This window comes from Phycisphaerae bacterium (genome assembly GCA_035275405.1).
In the GTDB taxonomy this organism is placed as follows: domain Bacteria; phylum Planctomycetota; class Phycisphaerae; order UBA1845; family UTPLA1; genus DATEMU01.
This window is the reverse complement of record DATEMU010000015.1, coordinates 789,195-811,933: the sequence shown is the minus strand read 5'-3', so window position 1 is coordinate 811,933 and position 22,739 is coordinate 789,195. Positions and strand designations below refer to the sequence as shown.

Annotated in this window: 10 protein-coding genes; 5 read left to right on the top strand and 5 right to left on the bottom strand. The window is 63.4% G+C overall.

Annotated features, from left to right (window positions below):
• Nucleotides 1-95 precede the first annotated feature (95 nt).
• Together VJZ71_21095 and VJZ71_21090 are read right to left on the bottom strand one after the other, a co-directional pair.
• Nucleotides 96-1,274 (bottom strand): kelch repeat-containing protein, encoded by a 1,179-nt coding sequence (locus VJZ71_21095; protein HKQ50581.1) that lies wholly within the window; start codon nt 1,272-1,274, stop codon nt 96-98.
• A 358-nt stretch (nt 1,275-1,632) separates the two neighbouring features.
• Nucleotides 1,633-5,145 carry a VCBS repeat-containing protein gene (locus tag VJZ71_21090; protein HKQ50580.1) on the bottom strand — a complete coding sequence of 1,171 codons (3,513 nt, stop codon included), beginning with the start codon at nt 5,143-5,145 and terminating at the stop codon, nt 1,633-1,635.
• Between the two features lie 241 nt (nt 5,146-5,386).
• Here VJZ71_21090 and VJZ71_21085 point away from each other — a divergent pair, with 241 nt between their 5' ends.
• Together VJZ71_21085 and VJZ71_21080 are read left to right on the top strand one after the other, a co-directional pair.
• A complete protein-coding gene (locus VJZ71_21085) occupies nt 5,387-6,016 on the top strand; it encodes an ECF-type sigma factor (protein HKQ50579.1) in 630 nt (209 codons plus the stop codon).
• Complete coding sequence (locus VJZ71_21080; protein HKQ50578.1) at nt 6,013-8,970, top strand: tetratricopeptide repeat protein; 2,958 nt, start codon at nt 6,013-6,015, stop codon at nt 8,968-8,970. Before VJZ71_21085 ends, VJZ71_21080 begins: the two co-directional genes overlap by 4 nt.
• A 166-nt stretch (nt 8,971-9,136) precedes the next feature.
• Here VJZ71_21080 and VJZ71_21075 read toward each other — a convergent pair whose 3' ends face one another.
• Entirely contained in the window at nt 9,137-10,486 is a 1,350-nt protein-coding gene (locus tag VJZ71_21075; protein ID HKQ50577.1) for a PEP-CTERM sorting domain-containing protein, read from the bottom strand.
• A 318-nt stretch (nt 10,487-10,804) separates the two neighbouring features.
• On the bottom strand, nt 10,805-15,673 hold the full coding sequence (locus VJZ71_21070) for a proprotein convertase P-domain-containing protein (GenBank protein ID HKQ50576.1): 4,869 nt from the start codon (nt 15,671-15,673) through the stop codon (nt 10,805-10,807).
• Nucleotides 15,674-15,928: 255 nt separating this feature from the next.
• Here VJZ71_21070 and VJZ71_21065 point away from each other — a divergent pair, with 255 nt between their 5' ends.
• A complete protein-coding gene (locus VJZ71_21065; GenBank protein ID HKQ50575.1) occupies nt 15,929-21,283 on the top strand; it encodes a S8 family serine peptidase in 5,355 nt (1,784 codons plus the stop codon).
• Between the two features lie 88 nt (nt 21,284-21,371).
• On the opposite strand, the gene VJZ71_21060 is transcribed toward VJZ71_21065, so the two are convergent.
• Nucleotides 21,372-21,803 carry a hypothetical protein gene (locus tag VJZ71_21060; protein HKQ50574.1) on the bottom strand — a complete coding sequence of 144 codons (432 nt, stop codon included), beginning with the start codon at nt 21,801-21,803 and terminating at the stop codon, nt 21,372-21,374.
• A gap of 291 nt (nt 21,804-22,094) precedes the next feature.
• Between VJZ71_21060 and rpmI the strand changes: the two genes are divergently transcribed.
• Together rpmI and rplT are read left to right on the top strand one after the other, a co-directional pair.
• Complete coding sequence (gene rpmI, locus VJZ71_21055) at nt 22,095-22,292, top strand: 50S ribosomal protein L35 (GenBank protein ID HKQ50573.1); 198 nt, start codon at nt 22,095-22,097, stop codon at nt 22,290-22,292.
• A gap of 10 nt (nt 22,293-22,302) precedes the next feature.
• Entirely contained in the window at nt 22,303-22,671 is a 369-nt protein-coding gene (gene rplT / locus VJZ71_21050) for a 50S ribosomal protein L20 (protein HKQ50572.1), read from the top strand.
• The last annotated feature ends 68 nt before the right edge of the window (nt 22,672-22,739 follow it).

The following is a 22,739-nucleotide window of genomic DNA, read 5'->3' as shown; positions in this document are numbered from 1 at the left end:
CATGGGACAATACTCGTCATAACCAGATGCCCCGCGTCGGCGAGGCGGTTGGAAACCGATCGCCGACGCGGGGCCAAAGCTGATGGACAATATCCTCAGTTCTTGCGGAAGGGGAACACGTCCGTGTGGGCGAAGTACTCCATGGTGATCATATCTCCAAAGCTACCGCCCTGGCCTGGAGTTGTGCCGCCGAAGCGATAAAACGACGGGCCGATCGCGGCAAAGCCAAAGGAATGCCGCTGCGTCGTGACGCTCGGCGAAAGCCGCGTCTCCCAGCCGTCAAATTGCGGCTGATACTCCTCGACGACGCCAGTCACGACGCCGCCGGCCAGTCGGCCGCCGACGGCGTAGAACTTGCCGTTCCAGCTGAAGGCGCCGAGACGATCGCGGGACGTCGGCATGGGCTTGCGCGGCGTCCAGACGTTGGTGGCCGGATCGTATTCCACATGAGTTGCGTTGATCACGACGTGGATCTTCCCGTCCAGCTCCGCCGCCGCGTGGGTGGAGAGACCGACGGGCAACGGGGCCTTCGGCGTCCAGGTATCGTTTGCGGGGTCGTACTCATCGACGCTCGTGGAATCGGTGAAGAGGTTGTTGACGATCGTGGAACCGCCGATGAGGTAAATCTTGTCGTTGACGGTGACGGCGGCGGCATACGCACGCGGCGTCGGGTTTGGGGCGCGCGGTGTCCAGGTGTTGGCGACGGGGTCGTACTCCTCGTTGGTACCGACGAGGGGCACACCCGTGCGGAAACCGCCGATGGCGTAGATTTTTCCGTTCGCGGCGGCCGCGGCGATGCCGGTGCGCGGCGCGGACAGGGCGGCGATGGGCGTCCAAGTGCCGGTGCCGGGCAGATCGAGCACCTCTGCGGTGGCGAGTTCGGCCAGACCGGCGGTGTTGCCGCCAATCGCGTAGATGCGATCGTTCAGTACAGCGCCTCCACAAAATGCGCGGCCCTGCGCCATCGGCGGCCGGAATACCCAGTGTTCCATCGTCGCGCCGGAGTTGGTGAAGGTGAAGCCTTCAATCGGATCGGGCTTGAGGGCGAAGATGTAAGTGCCCGGCGCGAACACCTCGTTTACTGGTGGGTTCGGCTGCGGGTTGGGGTTGGGGTTGTTGGGGTCGAATGGACCGAGCGGGCCCCCGGCCTGGGTATCGCAGCCGGTGAGGATGGCCGCTGCGAACAGCAGGGTCATGCAGGCCAGGCCGCGAGCGGCGCGACAGTGCAAACGGGCGTGGCATTTCAGAACATTGACGAGTGTTGACGCGTTCATCGGATACTCCTTGGCGGTGTCGTGCCGGGCGAGGCAGCCGGGCCGGACTTTTCCGCCGGGAAGTAATGCGTGAGCGGGGGGCTGAGGGCATCAGATTCTCTTCAATCGATCACTCGATTATGGATAAATAGGGGACCCGGACGGTCCATAAGTACCGATTTACCGGGGGTTTCTGCGCGGCTGCGGAGTAGATTCGAGGCGGGCGAGATGGGTTCAAGAGCCTATCTCGGTAGGCCTTCTGGACAACGGCTTTTGGGATGCGCGAAATGCCCAACGGAAGGGAAACAAAGGAGGGTGGCTCAGTCCCGGCGCGCCGGGACTGAGCCACTTGGGCGGCAGTTCGAGTTCGCAGCCTCCGTCACCTACGAGGGGTGACGCGGCGGCGGCGGATCGGTCCTCGGCGCATGGCGATCATGCCCAGTGGGACGAGCGGCATGACCATCGCGGTCCCCGCGCCGCATGCGCCGCAGGTATCCGACGGCGCGGGATCGGGCGGAATAATGGGCGGCAGCGCCGGCGGGAGCATCGGCACGCCCGGCTGCGGGAGACTCGCGTTTACTGTCGGGCCGGTGGCGAATTCCATCCCTTCATACCAGTTTACCCGAAGCCAGTTGTACTGGGCGATGAGGTTTGCCTGGTCGCCGGCGTCCATGTTTTCGTTGATGCGCTGCCGGTAACACTCCGGGTTCAATCGATAGCGCGAGTAGAGTTGGAGGAAGTAGTGTTCTTCTCCGGCATCAGTGTCGCGATCACGGCACGCGCGGAGCATGTCACCGCCGGCGCAGCCGGGCACGGTGTCCGGGCAGCCGAGCATGGCGTTGGAGCCCATTCCGCCATTGGCGGGCAGGACCTCGAAGATGCTCGAGGCGAGACCGAACGGGTTGGATGACTCAGGTCGAAAGCAGTGGGAGAAAAGAGAGTGACCGAGTTCTTCGAGAATGTGCCCGGCGCGCCCGCCAAAGCGCACCGAAGTGCGCGTAACCCTTCCGTCCGCGGAGCCGCTAATACCCAGCAGGGCGAGGCGGTGATCCGAGCCGATGCAATGCGAGGTATGCTCGTAGATCCACTCTGGAACCAGTGCCACGCCGATGCCCTTGTCGGTGAAGAATTTGTAGCGCTCCCAGGGGGCGCCGGCCGGAAAGGGGATGTTGCCCATGGTAGTCTTCACCTGCATGAAGCCGCTGGTGTGGAAGGCGAAGATTTCATTGACGGGAAACTTGTTGTCGGCAGGAACGCCGCTGAAGGTACCCTTGGTGACGGCGCTCATGTGGCCGATCTGTGGGCTGTAGACGCGGTTCTTTGGGCCGCGTCGGACCAGGCTGGGATCGACAAAGTCGCTGTGCCAGAGACTGCTGCGGGAAAACTTCGAACCGACCGAATAGGCGACGAAACAGCTCCGGGCGTGGATGCCGGCACCGGGTTTGCCCGCGAGGAAGGTGAGGATGTCGTCGGCCCCGTCCATGTTCATGTCGCCGACTTGAGGAACTTCGGGCGAAGGGGCGAAGAACGTATGCCAAACGGTGCGGGGGCCGAAGCTGCTGCCATTGGAAAGGCTGACCCAGACGGGCGCGGTGCCGATCCCGGGCTGGGGCTTCTGCACAAAGCTGACGATGTCGTCGAAGCCGTCGGCGTTGAAGTCGCCGACCATGGGGATCTCGCCGGGATACGAGAAATCGCCGTGCCAGAGTTGCCGATCGCCGAAGCGCGTGCCGTCCGAGAGGAACACCCAAACGCCGCACGGGGCGACGAGGTGCCCGTCGAAGTCGGTAACCGGCTGCTGCGAAAAGGATATCATGTCGTCCTTGCCGTCACCGTTGAAATCGCCGACGAACGGGATCTCTTCCTCATTTCCAAAGGAAGGGTGCCAGATCTGCGGCGCGCCGACCTGACCGGCCGGTCCGAAGCCGGACGGCGCGACCCATACAGGGGCGTCGCCGAGGAGATTATTTTCGCCGTCAAAGGCGTTGTGGTGCGAAAACGCGATCAAGTCGAGATTGGTGTCGCCGTCAAAATCACCGACCATGGGAATATCCCCGGCCTGGGCGAAATCGGCGGACAGGACCTGCGGCGAGACATAGTCGCCATTCAGATTACGGAACCAGGAAACCGACGATGGGCCAAAGATTGAAAGCCGAAGTTTGAACTTGATAATGTCGTCCCGACCATCCTTGTTCACGTCCGCGACGACGGGGATTTCGTTGGAGGCGACGCTGCCGGCGTTGAGTTTGGTCGAACCGCCGGCGTCGCCCCACATGAACTTGATGCCCCATTTGTCGGTGATCAACTGCTTCAGGACAGCGCGGCTGAAGTTGCTCACGTAAAGACCCGCGGGCTGACCGGAGGTCGCCGTCTTGTTCGCGGCCAGGTACACGTCGCTGTTGAAGGTGATCGTTTCCAGTCCGTCGAAGAATCCGCCCGCCGTCGGATCGGCGTCGGATGCTACCTGAAGCCAATGATCGGCGAGGGCCGCGCCGGTTTCGGCATTACCCGGCCGGTTGGGGTCCTTGCGGGAATAGCGGATACGACCGTCGGCCGTGTTGCCGACGACAAGAATGTGTTCATACATCCACGCGATCCGCGGGGCCGTCGTCGAGCTGATGCCGGTTTCCGAAGCGATGGACCAGCTCGCGGGCCGGCCGGGATCGGTCGTCGTCGTTGTGTAGAAGAGCGGCCCGTCGCCGGTGCCGTTGTCCTGACAGATCACGACATGCAGGCGGCGATTGAAGGAGATCGCGTGAAAGAAGTCGCCGAGGACGGCGATGAGGGAGGACACCGGACTGCGGGCGTAGAAAGTTAGCGGGTTGTCGGAGAGCGCGTAGGCATGTTGGAGGGTGGGAGTACCGGAACCGACGAAGAAAACGTTCAGGGCGGCGCCGTCCCAAACCAATTGAGGGCGGCCGAGGCGCGCGTTATTGAGAATCGCGGGAGGTCCCCACGTACCGGTGGAGGGCGTGTATACCTGGACGCGAAGATCGCCCGCCGCGGCGTCGATATAGGCGAGGGCCAACTTTCCGTCGAAGGTCTCCGAGAGGGCGGGTGCGGCCGAGGACGAAACGCCGATCGGCGTCCAAGCGTCGCTCCAACCTTGATTGAATATTCCCCCCGGGCCGCCCGCAATTAGCCCGGTGCTGAGTACGGGAGGACCGTTCCCTTCCAGACCGCTGACCGTGTGGGATGTCATATGGAGCGCGCCGGACCCGTCGCGAGCCACGAGGTAAATGCGCGCCACGCCGAGACCCTTGCCCAGCACGGCCCCCGCGAGTTTTTCAACGATAAACGTGGGACCGTTGGAAGGCCCTACGCGGAACCAGTTGCCGGTGAGCGATTCGATATTCTGCGGGGAGCGGCCGTTCAGATCGCGCCGGCTGGGCAGAACCTTGGCATAGACACGGCCCTCGCTCGGGCTGGTCTGAAACAACCAGATCGAGTTGTTGATGTGCCCGTAGCTGTTCATCGTCTCGGTCGCGATCGGGTCGCCGACTTCCTCGACCCCGAGCATCAGTGACGCAGCCGCGCCGGTCCCCGCGCGGGCAAACTGAAATTGGGTGTGCGGGAGATTGATGCGGAAATCCCAGCCGCTCAAATTGGGCAGAAACTCCGGATAGCGTGATAGGGACTCCGGCAGACCCGCGCCCGCCGAAAAATTCCAGCAGGCCATGATAGCCTTGCCGTTGCGCGCCGCGTGGCCGTCGGCATCGGGGCTGAGCCCCTGACCGGAAGCCGCCTGAACGAAGAGCAACAGCAGGAAAATCGAAGCCGGCAGCAACAGGAGGTCGATTGACCGCGTCATTCGATGCGCGGGCCAGGCTCGTCCGCTGCTCCCTTTGATGCACTTTCGATCCGTAGCGACGATGAGCGTCTGACCGTTCATGGCAGCTCCCTTTCGAATCCCCCGGAGGGGTGTCTGCTGAGATCGCGAGGACTGTTTCACGCCGGCGTGGTCAAATGCGTAAAGTGATCCGCCGGGACATCACGAGCAGTTGAAAAACGGGTAAAATGGCGGTGCCGCCGGTTGTCCGACCCCGACCATGGGTGTCGGTTTTTTGGGGGATGGCGTGGCGCCAGAGATTTCTGACGTTCCGGGGAGCCAATTAACGCATACTGAGGTCGGAATGGATGCAAGCGAAAGAAAGCCTGAATCGTCAAACCCCCTACCGGAGACCGGTCACGTGACACGACTGCTCAGCGCTGCGGCAGCGGGAACGCCCCACGCGGCCCGTGATTTGTTGCCGCTCGTCTATCGTTCGCTCCGCCAAATGGCGGAACGGCAAATGCAACAAGAGCGCGCCGGTCACACGCTACAAGCGACGGCCCTGGTCCACGAGGCGTATCTGCGGCTGGTGGGCGACCAGGACCTGGGCTGGGATAGCCGGGCGCACTTTTACGGGGCGGCGGCGGAGGCGATGCGGAGGATATTGATTGAACACGCGCGCCGCGTCGGCGCGCAGAAACGCGGAGGCGGCTGGAAGCGAGAAATCCTCAGCGTGGCGGACCTTTCCAGCGACGAGACCATCGGCCACGCCCTGGACATCGACGCGGCGATTGAGGCCCTGAAGGCCCACGATTCGCGGGCGGCGAGCATCGCCCAGCTTCGCTTCTACACCGGACTCTCCGTCGATGAAACGGCCGCGGCACTGGACATTTCTCCCAGTACGGTGGATCGGGAATGGCGCTATGCCCGGGCGTGGTTGCTTCGCTACCTCCGACAAGCCGACGGTAGCGGCGAGGCAGCGGCATTGTGAATATCGAGAGTCGCGAGCGAGTGAAGGACCTGCTGTCGCAGGCCGCGCGGCGGCCGGCGGGAGAGCGCCGCGCCTTCATCGAACAAACGGCGGGAAATCCGGAGATCGCGGCCGAGGCGCTGGACCTCCTTCCGATGCTGGACGACTCGGCATTCATGAGTGCGCCGACCGGCGCGGGGATGTCGACACCGGAAAACGGCGCAATGCTACTGGAAGCGCCGGGCATGCAGATCGGACGGTACAAGCTCCTGCAACGGGTCGGCGAAGGCGGGTTCGGCGTCGTCTTCATGGCCGAGCAGACCGAGCCCGTGATCCGCCGGGTGGCGCTCAAGATTATCAAGGCGGGGATGGACACGCGGCAGGTGATCGCGCGCTTCGAGGCGGAGCGTCAGGCCCTGGCGATGATGGACCATCCGAACATTGCCCGGGTTTTCGACGGCGGGGCGACGGAACAGGGCCGGCCCTACTTCGTCATGGAGCTGGTCCGCGGCGAGCCGGTCACGGAGTATTGCGACCGCGAGCATTTGTCGATTAACGATCGGCTCGCGTTGTTCCGGGACATCTGCGGGGCCGTGCAGCACGCGCACCAGAAGGGCATCATTCACCGGGATATCAAGCCTTCCAACATCCTCGTGACCGTGGCCGATGGCCGGCCTCTGCCCAAGGTGATCGACTTCGGCATCGCCAAGGCGACGTCGGTGCGCCTGACGGACAAGACGCTGTTCACCGAAATCCATCAACTCATCGGTACGCCGGAATACATGAGCCCGGAGCAGGCGGAGGTGTCCGGCGTGGATATCGACACGCGGAGCGACGTGTATTCCCTCGGCGTGCTGCTATACGAGCTTCTCGCGGGGGCCGGGCCTTTCGACCGGCGCCGGCTTCGATCGGCGCCGTTCGCCGAGATTCAGCGCATCATCCGCGACGAGGAGCCACCGCGGCCGAGCCTGCGACTGCGGACGATGGGCTCGTCGAATCTGTTGGCGGCCGCAAAAGAGGGGCGGCCATCGTCGAGGGATAGCTCCGCGATCGATATCGCCCAGCGCCGGCGGACCGAGCCGATGCTGCTGGCCCGCTCGCTGAACGGCGATCTCGACTGGATCGTCATGAAGTGCCTGGAGAAGGACCGCTCACGCCGCTACGAGACCGCGAGCGGACTGGCCGGAGACGTGGCGGCGTATCTGGCGAATCAGCCGGTGTCCGCGACGCCTCCCCGCGCGGTCTACAAATTTCAAAAGTTCGTGCGCCGTCATCGTATCGTGGTGATCGCATCGGCGGCGATCGCCGCTACGCTCCTGATCGCCACGAGCGTATCGATCGCCTTCGCGGTCCGGGCTTCTCGTTCCCTGGCGGCGGAGGAGGCGGCGCGGCGCCGTGCCGACGACAGTGCCCGGGAAACGCGACAGGTTGCCCAGTTCCAATCGGACCTTCTTTCAGGAATCGACGTCGAGCGTATGGGCCGCGGTTTCAAGGACTCGTTTCGCCAACAAGTGAAAGACAGCCTCACGAGACAATTCGTGGGCGAATGGCCCAAGCGCAGAAAACTGACCCCCGCGGAGATCGATGCGGAGCTGGCGGCCTATGACCGGATCGCCGGCGCGGCCCAGCCGGTCGATGTCGCCAGGAAAGTCCTCGACGAGTACATCCTGGGCAACGATCTTGACACCGTGCGGTCGAAGTTCGCCGATCAGCCGCACGTGCAGGCGGAACTACTCCACACTCTCGGTGTCGTCTGCCGCGTGCTGGGGCTTCTGGAAAAGGCCGAGCCCGCCCTGGCTCGCGCGATGGAATTGCGGCAGGTCGATCAGGGGGAAAACGAAATCCCGCTCGCCGATACCAAGACCGAGCTGGCAGCGACGGTCGCGGACATGGGCAAATACCGCGAAGCCGAACAATTGCACCGTGAGGCGCTGGCGATCTACCGGGACACGCTGGGCCCGGCCCATCACAAGACGATCAACACCATGAACATGGTCGCCAACTGCCTGTTCAACCAGGGCGACCTCGCCGGCGCGGAGGCACTGCTCAAGGACGCGCTGTTGCCCGCGCGGGCTCTTCCGGTGGAGCATCACGACACGCTCGCCCAGGTCCTCAGCGACCTCGGCGGTCTCTACCTGGGAAAAGGCGACACCCCCGCCGCCGAACCCCTCATCCGCGAGGCCCTGGAGCTACGGCGGTCGCTTCCCGGAAATTACCAGAAGCAGATCGCCGACTGCCTGAACAATCTGGCGGGGGTTCACTATATGAAAGGCGATTACGCCGGGGTCGAGCAGCTCCTGCAGGAGGCGCTCGAAGTGAACAAGAGCGTCCTGGGAGACGAACATGTGGTCGTCGCCACCCTGCTCAACAATCTGGCCAGCGTGCGCTACGAGCAAAATGACATTGCCGGCGCGAAACAGTTGTTTGAGGAATCGCTGGCCATGTATCGCCGGCTCCTGGGCGACGAGCACGCCGAGGTGACCAGCACGCTGAATAACCTCGCGATGGTGTATCAACTGGAGGGGGACTTGAAGACATCGGAGCCGCTCTTGCGCGAGGCGCTGGAACTTCGCCGACGGCAACTGGGGGAGGATCATCCGGATGTGGGGCTGAGCCTGGCCAACCTCGGCTATCAATTACAGAAGCAGGGCGACGCGGCCGGCGCGGAGCCCTTGTTTCGACAGGCGCTGGGCATTTATGGCGGAAAATATCTGCCCGCCCATCACTTGATGATCTCGGCCCGGTTGGGCCTCGTCGACTGTCTGGTCGCGCTGGGAAAACTCGACGAGGCGGAGTCGATTCTGAACAGCATCGACGAAAAGGTCGGACTGGCGAACGTGCCCAGGATTCATCGAGATCACTTCATCGAAAGTTTCGCCGAGATGTTCGAGGCCCGGGAGCGCGCGGCGCCGTCGCAAGGCTACGCTCAGAAGGCGGCGGAGTGGCGCTCGAAGCTTGCGGAGGAGGAGCAATGATCCGCTTGCCCAAACCTGGCAGTTTCGTACTCCTCGCCTGCGCCATCTTATTTGGCGTTCAACCGCGGCGCAGGGGATCTCCCGGCCAAATACGAGCGGCCACGGCCTGACTTCGGCAGACCGTGCCACCTATTCGCGCAGCGCATTAGCGGGAAAAAGGCGCTTTTCAGGCTCTGCGGCGGCGGCGGACCAGTAGCAAGCCGCCGACCGCGACGAGGGCGATTGTCCCCGGCTCCGGAACTTCGACGAGGAAGGCCCCCTCAATGGTGCCATTCAAGACACCCTCGAAGATGATCCATTGGCCATTGTCGCTCATGGCCATGTTGTCCTGCACGGCGGAGATGGAGGTGACAAGGAGGCCGCCGACCATCGTCACGCCTTCCTGGACAATGAGTTGATCGTTCATGAAGATGCCGGTGTCCTTGGTGGTATCAGGATCGTTCCAGTCGCCGAACCAGACGACGTCGCCCTTGGCGTCGATGAGGACGGACCCGGTGCCGAAGGCGGTCAGCGCCCAGCCACCGGCGATGGACGGAAGGCTCGAGCCTTCGCGGGCGATCACGTCCGTTCCGTTGCGGATAATGGCATTGTCATCGGTAGTGGCGCCATCCATATTGGCGATCATGACCCAATCGCCGAAATTGTTGACATCGAGAGACGCGCCAATGACGACCTCCCAGTTGCGGCCCGGTACGCCTGCAACCGGCTGGCTCTCGCGGGCCAGGATGGTGCTGGACGTGCCATTCGAGTAGACCACCAACCCATCGTCGTTCGTTGTTCCATCCATATCGACGCTGTAGAGCGCATAGCCCGCATTGTTAAAGGCGGTCGTATGCGGGCCCGTACCGAAGTCCGCGATGAAGCGACCGGCCACGGGCGAGTCGCCTTCCTTGGCATACAAGGTCTCCGTCAGAGAAAGGCCGTTGACCTTGACCAGGGCGCGATCCACGGTGCTGGCGATGGCGGGATCGTCGATGCTGGCGACCATCAGGATGTCGTTGTTGTCGTTGATGTAGGTCTCAAACCAGCCGATGTAGGGCGTGCCCGCCGAGAAGCCCGGCGCCGTGGCGATGGTCCCTTCCTGAATGACGAGGTCGCCGTTGTAGTAGACGCCGGAGTCGTCCGTGGTGCCGGCCGTTCCATCCAGGAAGTTGTTGAAGCTGGCGTTGCCCAGGTTGTTGATGCGAATGGAGTCCCAGGAGTCAATCGAGGCGCCGGGCGGCGATGCGAGCGCCGCGCCCTCCTGCTGATAGAGGGAGAAGGCGCCGTGGCCGTTGCCTGACAGAATGACACCGTCGATGTTGGTATCGGCATTGTTCGTATCCGATTCCACCAGCCAATCGCCGCTGTTGTTGACCGCCATGTTTTCGCAGGCGCCAAACCCGCTGGAGATCGAACCGACGCCGCCGACGACGTCGCCTTCCTTTACGATCATGGTGATCGTGGGAGGGAAGGCGAGGGCCGGCGCCGATGTCAAAACAAGAACGACCAATAGAGCCGAGAAAAGAGAACGCATCTCACTACCTCCAAGACTCGCGCGCATCGACTCAAGCGGCGGTCGATGCCTCAGGTAAACCAAAACGCGCTAACTGACGGGGAACAAGGAACTTTGCAGCCCTTTCCCCTCCGATGATGACGTTATCATACCCGAAAATCCGCACTCATTGCAACGATCAGGACGGTCCATTTCACAAATTCGCTAAGGCCTGTTTTCACAAGCGGTTCCGGGGCGTGGCACGGACTGGCCGCGATGCGGAGAGGCCGTGCTGGCCAGGGCACCACGGCCTCGCTGCTGCGAGACCGTGCCATCCGCAGTGTCAATCGAATCGGATTGCTAGGGAACCAGTTCGTCGGTGAAGCCTTGTACGTCGAGACCGTCCACCTTGCCGTCGAGGTTCATGTCGGTCTCGCAGTTACCGTCGCCGGCGAGCAAGGCGGCCGCGAAGGGCTCGATGTCGTCGAAGTCAGCAGCCCCGCTGTGGTTGACGTCGCCCGGATCGCAAAACGCGCCATTCAAGGCGACGACCTGGTCGCAGCTATTTCCGCCGAGGTCGCTCACCCGGACGGTTCCCCTTCCGCAACCCTGCGGGTCGACGAGCGTGACCTCAAACAGCACGAGCTTGTCGCCGGGTGTGAACGGATCGACGCCCAGGGCGACGTTGCACGAGCCGGGCAGTAGTTCGATCGAGCCGATTCCGAGACCAAGCAATTCGGAGTCCGTGGCTTCGCCGGCAAAGCGCTCCGGGAATCCGGCGGAGCTGATGGTCAGCGACCAGCTTTCGAACGTGCCCACATTGAAGACCGCGTCATCGGCGACATGAAGGCTATACGAACCCGCCGCCGGGCCTCCGTCGAGGACGAAGAGGGCCGGGCCGCCGGCGGGCTGGTACCGGCCGGTGAACGGCGCTTCGGCCGAGGCGTCCGGAATCGGGAAGGGGGCTTCGTCGTCGATCGTCGTGTTGAAGAAATCGTTGCCCGTTAATCCAATGTCGCCGAACAGCGTGATGAACGTGGGGCTGGTCATGGAAAGATCGATGTCGCCGTCGAAGCCGTGCGTGATGTTGATGGTCACGTCGACGTCGCTGATCGGCGCCAGATCGGCGACCGCGATCGTCGAGGAGACACCGCCGGGATTGAGGTCCGGGATTGGCGCGGGCAGGTCGGTGCTGCGATAACGCTTGGAATTGCTGACGGCGCCGGAGCAAAGCGGATCGACGGCGTCAATGTGAATCAGGGCGTGGCGGCGATAGCCCGTGACATCGGTCACGCGGAGGTAGCCGCGACCGTTCACTCCGGGAGTAATCAGGCTCACAACGACGTCAACGCTTCCCGCGCCGGAGGGCGGATCGGGTTCGACCAGGGCGATTTGCAGGTTGTCGGAATAGGGGGCCAGCGTCACGGAGGCGATGCCCGAATCGCCGGGCTGGTTGTCCGTCGCGGCGCCTTCGAACTTCAGCGTCGCGGGATTCACCGCGCCGGTGATGATCGGGAGGTTCTGGTCGGCCAGGGCCGCGGCCAACGCGATTGGCACGACGGTGGTGTTTCCCGCGCAATCCGTGATTTCGACGGTCCCGCTGCCGGGTTGCGATGGGTCGACGAGACTGACGGCGTAGGAGGCTTCGCTGTCGCCCGCGGTGAAGTTGCTGGCGACGGACAGGTTGATGGAGCCGCCTCCCACGGTGATGGAGCAGATGCCGGATTCGGGATACGTATCTCTCGCGGTACCGACATACCGTTCGGGTGCGCCCGGGGCCAGGAGTCGCGCGGCCCAGCGGCGAAATTCCGAGTGGGCTCCGCTGGCGCCCTGCAATCGATTATCCGAAACATAGAGCGACCAGTCGCCGGCGGAATCCAGCCCCTCCAGGGCGAAGAGCATGTTGTCGCGATAGTCACTGGTAATTCCGTTGCCGACGAACTCGCCGCGGCCGTCGGGCTGATGGGCACCGAGGAACTCGATGGTCCCGAGCGCCGGCTCCTCGTGGGCGTCGTCGACCACCGGGGCATCGTCGTCCAGCGTGATCTCAATGTTGTCCTTCGTCAGGCCGACGCTGTCGCGCTCGTCCATGCCGACGCGGTTGATGAGTGATGCAAATGCTCCGCCGTGGCTGACGGTCGAGGCATTGCGGCCGACGTCGAGCGTATCCACCGTGATGTCGACTTCGACCTCGCCGACGACGACGCCATCGGGCACGCTGACGGTCGAGACGACGCCCGCGGGATTGGCCTGCGGAACAGTGGCGAGGACTTCTTGCGAGATTTCGATGTTTCGGCTGATGGCTCCGCTGTTGGCAGGTGGTGTGGAGTCCGTCAGGCCGTTCAAGTTGACGAGCGTCTGGCACTCGTTGTCCGACAAGTCCGTCGCGGTGATCGTACACGAGCCGGGCAGCGACGGATTGATGAGCGTCACGGTGTAGGTCGTCGTCAGATCGCCCGGGACAAAATCCGGATCGAGCGTAAAGGTGACATTCGTGTCCGCGCTCATGACGACCGAGGCGATTCCGCCGTTGACACCGGCGGTGTCGGTGACCGTGCCCTGGAATTCCTGTGGAGCAGCGAAACCGGCCTCGATATCGAGCGACCAGCGGACCAACCGGCAGCCGCCACCCGCGCTGGAGTCATCGTCGCGCACGTTGAGTTTCCACGTGCCCGCGGGGTTCTGCCCGTCGAAGACCGACATTCCTCCGACGCCGTCGGGCAGCCACGAGCCGGTGTAGGGGGCGTCATTACTGTCCGTCGACATCATTTCCGTCGCGTTGTTGGTAAAGGCGGCCAGAGTGATGTCGAAACCGCTGGTCCCGCCGCCGCGGTCCGTGACGATATCCTGGATCGTCCCCATCGGGCTTTCGAGAAAGACGTCGACATCCGCGGGGCGAATGGTCTCGATCGTGATCGTCACGGTGACATCAGTGATCGGCGAACCGGCCGGCACGTCGATGGTGCCGATGACGCCTGGCCCGGTCGGCTGGTTGTTGGGGGCGTGCAGCGGGGCGTGCGTGCTGTGGAAGGTACGGCGCGGCGCCGATCCGGCGCTGCCGCCGCAGACGGGATCATCGGCGTCGATCTGAATGTAGGCACAAGCCGTGTTGCCGGCGCAGTCGGTGACGATCAACTTGCCGTAGCCGCTCATGCCCGGCGTGATCAGTTCCACGTCGAAGGACACGGTCGAGTCGCCGGGCGTGAACGTCGCCGAAATTGCCAGGTTCACGGAATCGGGGGACAGGCTGAGCGCGCAGATGCCGGTATCGCCGCCGGCGTCGTCGGAAGCCACGACGGCGAGCGTGTCGGCACCGAAGTCGGGGGTGATGCTGTCAATAACGGGATCGACGCCCTCGGTCAGGCTGGGCGCGGCGTTGCCGCGGAAGATCGCCAGGCGATAGGTGCGCTCTGCGCCAAAGTCGCTCGCAGCGCCGCCGGAGACCTGCACCTTGTAAGTGCCAGTCGTCGGGGCGCGGAAGGCGAGGGCCTCGGCGGGATAGTCTGGAATCTGCCCCGCGCCGACGAGGTTGGGGTCATCGTGGTCGGTGATGAGTGCGTCGCCGACGGGATCGTAAACGACCAGCGCACCGTCAAGGGACTGCGGATCGTTGTCAGCGTCGCCGCCGCTGTCGCGCTCGGGATCGCCGTCCAGGGCGATAAAGACCTGGTCGCCCGCGGTCGCTTCGAAGGCGAAGTAGTCGACATCGCCGGACGCGGCGATGACGCCGCTGTAGTACGCCTTGCCGCTCCCATCGGCGGACGCGAGGGAGTTGTTCGGCTCGCACTCGGGGCTGGGCGCGCGGCTGCCGGGCTCGATGCCATAGTGGACAAAGTACCGGGCAATCGTATCGATCGCCGAGCCGGCATTGGCGCGGAGGAAATAGGTTCCGCCGGCCGGGAGGATCGCGCCGGCGATGGCCGCGCTGAAGGCGGAGCTGCGCTGCACCAGCGTATTGACGGACGCACTGGAACCCTCGCCATCGTCGTCGTCCAATTCCATGACGGTCGATCCATTGGTGTTGACGAGGCGCAGTTCGATGTCGATGGACGACAGGAACACGTTGCCGTTGTCCAGAAAGGCGTACAGGCGATCCTGTGCAGCGGCCGTGAAGGAATACAAGTCTACGTCATTGGCGCCGGCGATCTGGCCGCCATTGCGTTGTCCCGTGACCAGCGGGCTGGCGAACGCCGACGTGTCGTTCGGCTCAACTTCCGTGATGCCGTGACCTTCCGCTCGATCCACGAGCAGGACATATTTGCCATCGGTGGTACTCGCGGCCGCCGCGTCCACAACGACGTAATAGGTTTTATCAAAGTCCAGCGTGACGACGATTGTTTCGGATTGGCGCGTCGCGGACGAGGTATGGCTCGCCGCACCCAAACACCCCAAGGGAAGAAACGGCGGACAGGAATCGGCCAGGTAAATGTAGCCATTCCACGCCGCGCCTGCGGGCATAAGATTGAAGACGTATTCCCCGGCATCGGAGGGATCAGGGCCGGTGGTGAATTCATATACGTGATCCGGGCCGGCGCTGGCTAAGCCACTGGTGTTGGACACGTCGCAACGGCCGGACCCTTCACTAAAGGTCACGTCGTTGACCGCTCCGGTGAGCGTGCCTACCGCGGCGTAGGGGAGGTTGGCGGACGGGATGACGCCGATGTTGGTGCAATCCTCGGTCGGGCCGCTTGGCGCCTCGGCGACGACGAGCATGAATTCGAATTCGCTGATCCGTGTGATGTCGGATGTGCTGTCGATGACGATCTCGTATTCGACGCCACTGGTCAGCCCTGCTATGACCGTATCGACTTGATCGCGCGGATTGGCGTCGCTTCCGCCGATGAAGACGCCGTCGGATTTTCGGCGGACATAAAGGCAAAGATTCGGGGCCGGAACGGTCGCACCGGAACTTCCGTATACTGGAACCTGGTCCCATGGGATCATCATCAGCCAATAGGAACCGGTCAGTCCGGGAGTGAAACTATAAAAGACGTCCGGGCCCGGGACCGAGTCGAGTCCGCCGATGGTCGTTGCGCTTATGGAGTCGTTTCCGCGCACATTGGAGCCGTGGAGGATGGCGGGCAGCGCGCCGACGGTTTCCGCGGTCGCGGAGGTGTCGTTGGGAGGCGGGGGATATGCCGCGCGAACCTGAGACGCCCCGGCGACGACAAAAAGGCAAACGGTAGCGATGACAGTCCATGCCGCGCGATGGTTCTTCCGAATGGTCACGTGAATTACTCCCTTACCCCGAAACAACAGCCAGACACCCCCGCCGCGATTCCGGCAGGCAGGCGGAGTCGAGGCGATTCCCCTAGCATGTTAACGTTATATTGAATTTACCAGTTCGCGGCGTTACACTCAACGCTTGCGAGCCAAAAACTCAAAAAGTCCGCTCCTTCTGACCCCAAGAACTGAAGGACTGGACGGGGGGCCCGCCTTAATTGGTTCGTTTCTTGCCCCCTTGGTGGCGACCGGAGGTATTCCGTGAAGTTGAATTCCACTCCGCGATGGGCGTTTATCACTGCCTATGTTGCAATGACCTGTGCGTCCACGGTCGGCGCCGGCGAGCCGTCGCCGGTCGAGACTCCGGCCGCCGCAGCCTACTATTATGACGCGGGAGGGATTCATTTCGTCAACGTGGCGGAGAGCGAATTCCTGGTGAAACCCAGGATCTCGGCCCGGCGCGCAGCCGGGAGTCGCCCGAGTCAATGGCCGGCGAAGGTTGCACCCGCGAACGCCGAAGAATTCGTGGTCCGGATGGAAGAGCGCCTGGAGCGCCGCGATCTGCACGTTGTGCGCGGACTCTCCGCGGCGCAGATCGAACAACTGTCCGACGTGGAATACGCACTACCCGTCGTGTATCGCGCGGAGAGCGACGTCCCGCTTTATCAAACCAATCGGATCATCGCGCGCCTGCGCGACGGCGCGGATGAACGATCCCTGCGGGCGTTTGCCGACGCGAACGGCTGCGATATCCAGAAAGCCGCGCGCGGAGAGGGGCGGTATTACATTACGTTGCGAACGGCCCGCGCTGTACAACCATTGACCGTCGCGGCGGCGTTGCACGAGAAACAAGAGCTTGTCGTGTACGCTGAGCCCGACTTCTTCGCGCCGATGGTGACGTATTCGCCCCCCGTCATTAATGATCCGCTCTACCTATCGATGCAATGGCATTTGGACGGCGATGTCAGCAAGGGCGCTTTGGCCAACTCCGACATCAACGCCGAGGCGGCGTGGGACAGCGATCACGGGGCCGACGCCGAGGGCGTTTCCAGCGTTCGCGTATCAGTTCTGGACGAATGCGTGGAGAAATTGCACCCCGACCTGTTTCCCAATTGGGCGGCGGGTCTCGATCTCGACCCCGTCCCGCCGGACGACGATCCCAGCCCGGACGCCGGTCAGCGGCACGGAACGGCCTGCGCCGGCGTGGCGGTGGCGAAGGGCAACAGCATCGGCGTGCGCGGGGCGTGCCCGAACTGCGGCCTGATCGGCGTGAAGTTCTTCGGTGCGACGGTGTCGGAGACGGCGGACGGTTTCTACTTCAGCGTGGACCCCGACGACAACGGCGATCACAGCGACGGCGCTGCGATCATGTCCAACAGTTGGGGCTATGGGGACGGTGTCTTTCAACCGGCCGACGTCGTCGCCTCGATCAACTACGCGGCCACGAACGGGCGCAACGGGCTGGGCTGCCTGGTCCTCTTCGCGTCGGCCAACAGCGACCACACCGTCAACGGCGTTACCGCCATGGCCCAGCTTCCGACGGTCATGGCCGTCGGCGGCACGAACAGCAACGGCGTTCATACCGAGTTCAGCGACATCGGGCCTGAGGTCGGCATCGCTACGCCAACCAACGATCGCGGCGATGACGGCGTGCGCTTCAGTTGGATCGATATTACGACCGTCGATAACACCGGCACCAGTGGCTACAACGGTATCGCGGGCGAACCGGACTATACCAATGCGTTCGGCGGCACCAGCTCGGCTACGCCGCTCGCGGCCGGCGTGCTCGGCCTGATCATCTCGCAGGATCCGACGATGACCGCCGCGCAGGCCCGCGCGATCCTCCAGCACACTGCGGTCCGAATCGACGAGCCGTATGGCCGCTTCGACGGCGTCACCGGCCACAGCCATCGTCTGGGTTTTGGTCGGGCGGACGCGGGATTGGCCGTTGCCGCGGCGAACGCCGGGACGCGCTGGCCGGATCGCATCAAGACCATGTCGGCAACACCGATTGGCAGCGACATCACCTTGACCTGGAGCACGCCGCTCAACGACTACGCCGACAGCATCCTGGTCAAATCCGACAAGCCGTTCAACTGGATGCCCACGGACGGCGCGACGTACAACGTGAGCGATGTCGTGACACCGGTCGTGACGGTCGTGTACATCGGCGCGGCGGGCGTCTACGTTGACGCGGGCGCTGCCTCGGGGGCGTTCTTTTACGCCGCGTATCCGCGGAGCGCCCTCAACCGCTACGGCTTCGGGGCGAAGACGCACCTGATCCGCGACGGCATCGACCTGCTCTTCGACAACAGCGAGGGCGCCGATCCCGGCTGGACGCATGGCGGGACCAACGACGAGTGGCAGCGCGGCACGCCGACGGCCGTCAACGCCGCGTTCAGCCAGGCCGTCGCCGGGAGCGGGCCCATGGCCGGCACGCGCGGGGTTCGCGCCATCGGCGGAAACAAGTGCTGGGGCACCGATCTGACCTACACCTACGACGCCGGCACGGACGCCTACCTCCAGACGCCGCTCCTCAATCTCACGGGCGTTACGGCTCCGGTTATTCTCGATTACCACGACTGGTGTTTGCTCGAGACGTATTACGATTCCTGCCGGGTCGAAGTCGTCGATAGCGGCGGCAATCTCCTGGGACTCGTCGATGGCGATACGGGGGGCGACTACGACTGGACGCGGCGAGCGTATGACCTGACGCCCTTTGCAGGACGGCCGATTTACGTTCGCTTTCGGTTGACCAGCGACGGCATCTACCAGCGCGACGGATGGTTTATCGATGACGTGCGCATCACCGTCGCGGCGCAGGGGCCGCTCCCGCCCGTCGCGAAGGACCGATCGTTCGATACTGCCGAGAACGTCACGGCCGTCGTGACGCTGCTGGCGACCGATCCGAACCCGGCGACGACCTTGTCGATGGTCATCACGTCGCTGCCGTCGCACGGTCAACTGGTTGACCCTAATTCCGGCCCGATCGCCAGCGTGCCGCATACCGTCGCGAGCAACGGCAACATCCTCCAATACAACCCGGCGACGAATTACCAGGGACCGGATTCTTTCACATACAAGGCCAACGACGGTGCGCTCGATTCGAACACTGCCACGGTCAAGCTGACCATCGGTACGCCGGTTCCGATCTACAACTACCCGCTGGACGTCGACCCGGGCTGGATCGCCGAAGGGCAATGGGCCTTTGGGCAACCGGGCGGCGCGGACGGTGATCCGACGACCGGCTTCACCGGCCTGAGTGTCTATGGTTACAACCTCGCCGGGGCCTATCCGGACTTATTGCCGGCGCAGTACCTGACGATGCCGCCGCTCAATTGCACGGGTCTCACGCGCGTCACGCTCAAATTCGCCCGCTGGCTGGGCGTCGAGAACGCCGCATTCGACAAGGCCACCATTCAGGTCTCGACGGACGGCGACAACTGGACGACGGTCTTTACCAACGGCACGAGCGATCTTGAGGAGGCGGCGTGGAGCCAGCAGTCCTACATCATCGGCGCCGTCGCCGACGACGAGCCGTTCGTATTGGTCCGTTGGGGAATGGGACCTACTGACTCGAACACCAATTTCAGCGGCTGGAACATCGACGACGTGGCGATCTGGGCCATCGGCTCGATCCCGACTAACCAGCCGCCGTTCGCGCAGAACATCGTTGCCACCACGGCAACGGGCAATGCCGTTAATCTCGCACTGCCGGCGAGCGATCCCGAATTGGATCCTCTAGCGTACAGGATCGTCTCATTACCGGCCGATGGCTCGCTCAGCGATCCGAATGGCGGGGCGATTGTCAGCGTACCCTATACGCTTTTGGCAGGCGGCAACGTCGTCACCTATACGCCCGACATCAGCTTCGGCGGCGTGGATACGTTCCTGTTCCGCGCGGACGACGGGCAGATCGAATCGAACGCCGCAACGGCGAGCATTACGGTCCTGAACCCCGCCGCGTTCCCGTTCACGGAAGATTTCGAGGGCGGCTCGCCGCTGGTGAACCACTGGACGCTGAAATCGACCTCCACCGGGCGGATTCGCATTGCGACGTCGGACGGCCCGATCGGTACCTACCACGCGCTCCTGGATTCGGCGGCCAGTTCGTCGTTTGGGAACAATGAATTGACGCTGGTCGTCAATCTCACCGGACAGTCCAACGTCCTGCTCCAATACTCGTGGAAGGAATTCGGCGACGAGTCGAATACCCTTCCCGCGACCTTTACGACGTCGGCGAACGGCGACGGCGTGGCGATCAGCGCCGACGGCGTGGCGTGGCATCGGATCGCCCATCTCACCGAGGGAACGGGCACGTATCAGACGGTCTTGCTGGACCTGGACGCGGCGGCCGCCGGCGCTGGTATTGCGTACAACACGACTTTCCGCATTCGTTTCCAGCAGTACGACAACAATCCCGTCCCCACCGACGGCATCGCCCTCGACAACATCATGGTGCTTCAGGGAACCGGCGATCCGGAGATCACGACCGCCACGTTGCCGGACGGCGAACTCAAAGTGTCGTACGGGCCGGAGCAACTCGAAGCCGTTGGTGGAGACTTGCCCCTGACGTGGACATTGTTGGACGATGAGTACGGCGAAGAGTCGTTAGGCGCGAGCCAATTCGCCGCCGTCGGCACGGGCCAGGGCTGGCAGGCCGACGACGCCGCCTTTGACTATGTCTTGCCGTTTGCATTCCCCTTTTATGGGCAACCCTACACCAATGTGAAGATCGCGACGGACGGCTGGATCAACTTCGGCCCGTATGACGGGGCGACGTACACCAACAGCACTACCCTGCTCGCCGCGAACAAGCGCATCGCGGTCATGTGGGACGACCTCAAAACTAACGTGGTCGGCGGTGACATCTTCATTGACACGACGGTCACCGGCCAGGTGACGATCCGCTGGCAGGGGACGGTCCGGGCGGGCGGCGCGCCAGCCAATTGCAGCGCGATCCTTTTCGACGACGGCCGGATTCAGATGCACTATGGTGCCGGCAATACGGGCATGACCCCGACCGTCGGCGTATCGCTGGGCGACAACGCGACCTACACTCTGTTCAACTACGACGGTGATGCGGCCTTGACCAACGCGGACTCGGTCGAAGTACAACTCTCGGAACTGCCGCCGGGAATCTCGCTGAGCAGCAGCGGCCTCGTCTCCGGAACGCCGACGGCGACCGGGCTCTTCAAGCCGATCTTCCACATCGTGGATCAGTCCGCGCGGACGGATACGCGGAAGATTCCGCTCAACATCCCGGTCCTGATGTTCGGCGATTTCGACGGCGATTTCGATGTCGACGCGCCGGACTTCGATCAGTTCCGCCTGTGCTTCACCGGTCCGGAGGGCGTCATCGGACCGGAATGTGAGCGTGGAGACTCCGATGGCGACGGCGACGTGGATTGCGAAGACTGGCGGGAGTTTCGCGATGCGTTTTTCGCGAGTTCGGGCTATACGCCGGCGCTACCGATCGACGATTTCGTTGCGGTCCTCCTGGAGGACATGGACGCCACGGACGCGGATCGGTGTTTGGCCGACACGAACGACGACGACATCAATGATGGGGAGGATATTCAACCGCACACCGACGCGTTACTAAGTCAGCCCTAAGTACTCACCATGCGTCCCCAATTCCACACCTGCACTCTCTGTGGATGTTCCCTAGTCCCAGGCCTGTTAGGGGCTCCTATGCGACGCTTCAAGCCTTCCTTCTCATCGCTTTCTTAATCGCCCCCGCCGCCCGCTTCGCATCCCCCGCCGAGGAAAACGCGATGTAGCACACGTTCTTCTTCGCAATCGATCCTGACGACAGGCCACGGATGTTGATCCCCGCCGCCGAGATCCCCCGCGTGATCGCCGCGCCCAGCCCCGCTTTGTCCGGCCCGGTCACGCGGATCGCGTACATTCCCCTGGCCTTGGTCAGGCCGACATCGGCCGCGGCGCGAAGCTGCTTCGCTCCTTTCAGCGGCGCAACGAACACCCGCGAGGTGTTGTCGTTCACCTGCCGGGCGATGACGAAATCCAGGTTCGCCCCGCCCGCCGCCAGCGCCTCCAGCACGCGGGCCAACGTGCCCGGCCGGTTCATGATGTCCACCGCGTACACATCCACGCTCTTGATTGCCTGCGCCATGGGATTCTCCTGTTAGATGTAAAGCAGCCGCCCTCGGCTGCCAGACCTAATGGCATAACCGCCACATAGGTTACCACTGACCTGCCAAAGCGAAAGACAGGCAACTGCCCGACCGCGCGCAAGGGCATCAGCAAACAAGGGTTACGGCCGGTACGTTCCCCCCTGTCCTTTGGCGCCTCCGCACTTTTATGCGTTTTCCCAGTGTCCCCCGCATCTTGCATGTCTCCCCAATTTCCACTATCTTTTGGGGCTCGCCATGTGGCGCTGAAAACATCTACTGGAGCACCCGCTATGCCGAAAATGAAACGCCACAAAGGCCTCGCCAAGCGCGTCCGCGTCACGGCAAACGGCAAGGTCAAATACAAGCAAGGCAACGCCGGTCACCTGATGAGCGGCAAGTCGGGCAATCGCAAACAGAAGCTGCGCGGTCGGGCGACCCTCAACAACCCGCCGCTGGCGAAGAGGATCATTCGCGCTTTGCAGGCGTAGGAGCACCACCATGCCACGCACCAAGGGACACGTCGCACATAAAAAGAAGGTCAACCGCATCCTCAAGGCGGCCAAGGGCTACTACGGCGCGCGGAGCAAGCTGCTCAAGTCCGCCCGCGACACGGTTACCCGCGCCGGTGTCTATGCCTATCGCGACCGCCGCGCCCGCAAGCGAGACTTCCGCTCGCTGTGGATCACGCGGATTACCGCCGCCTGCCGCGCCCGCGACATCTCCTACAGCCGCTTCATCGCCGGTCTCAAGCAGGCCAGCGTGGATCTGAACCGCAAGATGCTCAGCGAGATCGCGATACATGACTCGGCCGCGTTCGACTCCCTCGTCGAAATGGCCCGCGGTGCCAAGGCCGCCCACGCCGCGTAGATTCCGGCTTCTATCTTTGCGGCACAGGCTCTTAGCCTGTGTCCGTACGCGCCGCGGCGGGTGCCACA